We start from the raw sequence: 1,761 nt of genomic DNA, 5'->3' as shown, positions 1-1,761 counted from the left end.
GGGTTGTCGTTGTCTGTGGGTGGATTCCTTTGAAATATACGGATGACAAGCCAGTAATGGTTTTGTTTCTGATTCAAAGGATCGCTTTTCGATTGTCGACACTCCAGCTTTGCTGGTTGTCATATTTTTCAACGGAGAGTTTGATCCTGGCTCAGGACGAACGCTGGCGGCGTGCTTAACACATGCAAGTCGAGCGGTAAGGCCCCTTCGGGGGTACACGAGCGGCGAACGGGTGAGTAACACGTGAGCAACCTACCCTCAACTTTGGGATAAGCCTCGGAAACGGGGTCTAATACCGGATAATATTCTGCTCTTCATGGGGCAGGGTTGAAAGTTCTGGCGGTTGGGGATGGGCTCGCGGCCTATCAGCTTGTTGGTGGGGTAATGGCCTACCAAGGCGTCGACGGGTAGCCGGCCTGAGAGGGCGACCGGCCACACTGGGACTGAGACACGGCCCAGACTCCTACGGGAGGCAGCAGTGGGGAATATTGCGCAATGGACGAAAGTCTGACGCAGCAACGCCGCGTGAGGGATGACGGCCTTCGGGTTGTAAACCTCTTTCAGCAGGGACGAAGCGAGAGTGACGGTACCTGCAGAAGAAGGACCGGCCAACTACGTGCCAGCAGCCGCGGTAATACGTAGGGTCCGAGCGTTGTCCGGAATTATTGGGCGTAAAGGGCTCGTAGGCGGTTCGTCACGTCGGGAGTGAAAACTCGGGGCTTAACCCCGAGCCTGCTTCCGATACGGGCAGACTAGAGGTAGGCAGGGGAGAGCGGAACTCCTGGTGTAGCGGTGGAATGCGCAGATATCAGGAAGAACACCGGTGGCGAAGGCGGCTCTCTGGGCCTTACCTGACGCTGAGGAGCGAAAGCGTGGGTAGCGAACAGGATTAGATACCCTGGTAGTCCACGCCGTAAACGTTGGGCGCTAGGTGTGGGGGACATTCCACGTCCTCCGTGCCGCAGCTAACGCATTAAGCGCCCCGCCTGGGGAGTACGGCCGCAAGGCTAAAACTCAAAGGAATTGACGGGGGCCCGCACAAGCGGCGGAGCATGCGGATTAATTCGATGCAACGCGAAGAACCTTACCTGGGTTTGACATATAGGGAAATCTCGCAGAGATGCGGGGTCCGTAAGGGTCCTATACAGGTGGTGCATGGCTGTCGTCAGCTCGTGTCGTGAGATGTTGGGTTAAGTCCCGCAACGAGCGCAACCCTCGTCCTATGTTGCCAGCACGTCCTTCGGGATGGTGGGGACTCATAGGAGACTGCCGGGGTCAACTCGGAGGAAGGTGGGGATGACGTCAAGTCATCATGCCCCTTATGTCCAGGGCTTCACGCATGCTACAATGGCCGGTACAAAGGGCTGCGAAACTGTAAAGTGGAGCGAATCCCAAAAAGCCGGTCTCAGTTCGGATTGGGGTCTGCAACTCGACCCCATGAAGTCGGAGTCGCTAGTAATCGCAGATCAGCAACGCTGCGGTGAATACGTTCCCGGGCCTTGTACACACCGCCCGTCACGTCATGAAAGTCGGCAACACCCGAAGCCGGTGGCCTAACCCTTGTGGAGGGAGCCGTCGAAGGTGGGGCTGGCGATTAGGACGAAGTCGTAACAAGGTAGCCGTACCGGAAGGTGCGGCTGGATCACCTCCTTTCTAAGGAGCACTTGGCACTCCGCTTAGTGAGTGTCCATGTCATCACTTTCCAAGGCGAATGTTCTTGGGGTGATGGTGCTTCGGAATGTGGAACATTGACCATTAGGT

The 1,761-nt window shown here is 56.8% G+C and carries 1 rRNA gene and 1 other annotated feature (1 of these 2 cut by a window edge); the gene reads left to right on the top strand.

What is annotated here, in order from left to right:
* Positions 1 to 128: 128 nt before the first annotated feature.
* Positions 129 to 1,653: ribosomal RNA gene (locus AC0662_RS41355) — 16S ribosomal RNA — on the top strand.
* Positions 1,575 to 1,761: a sequence feature (mutual gap in cmsearch alignment for this rRNA model is longer than 100), on the top strand; it runs 2,854 nt beyond the window's last position. It overlaps the preceding rRNA gene by 79 nt.

It is taken from the genome of Kribbella sp. NPDC043289 (genome assembly GCF_056436705.1).
Note: the sequence above shows the minus strand (reverse complement) of the source record. Positions and strands in the feature narration are given on the sequence as shown.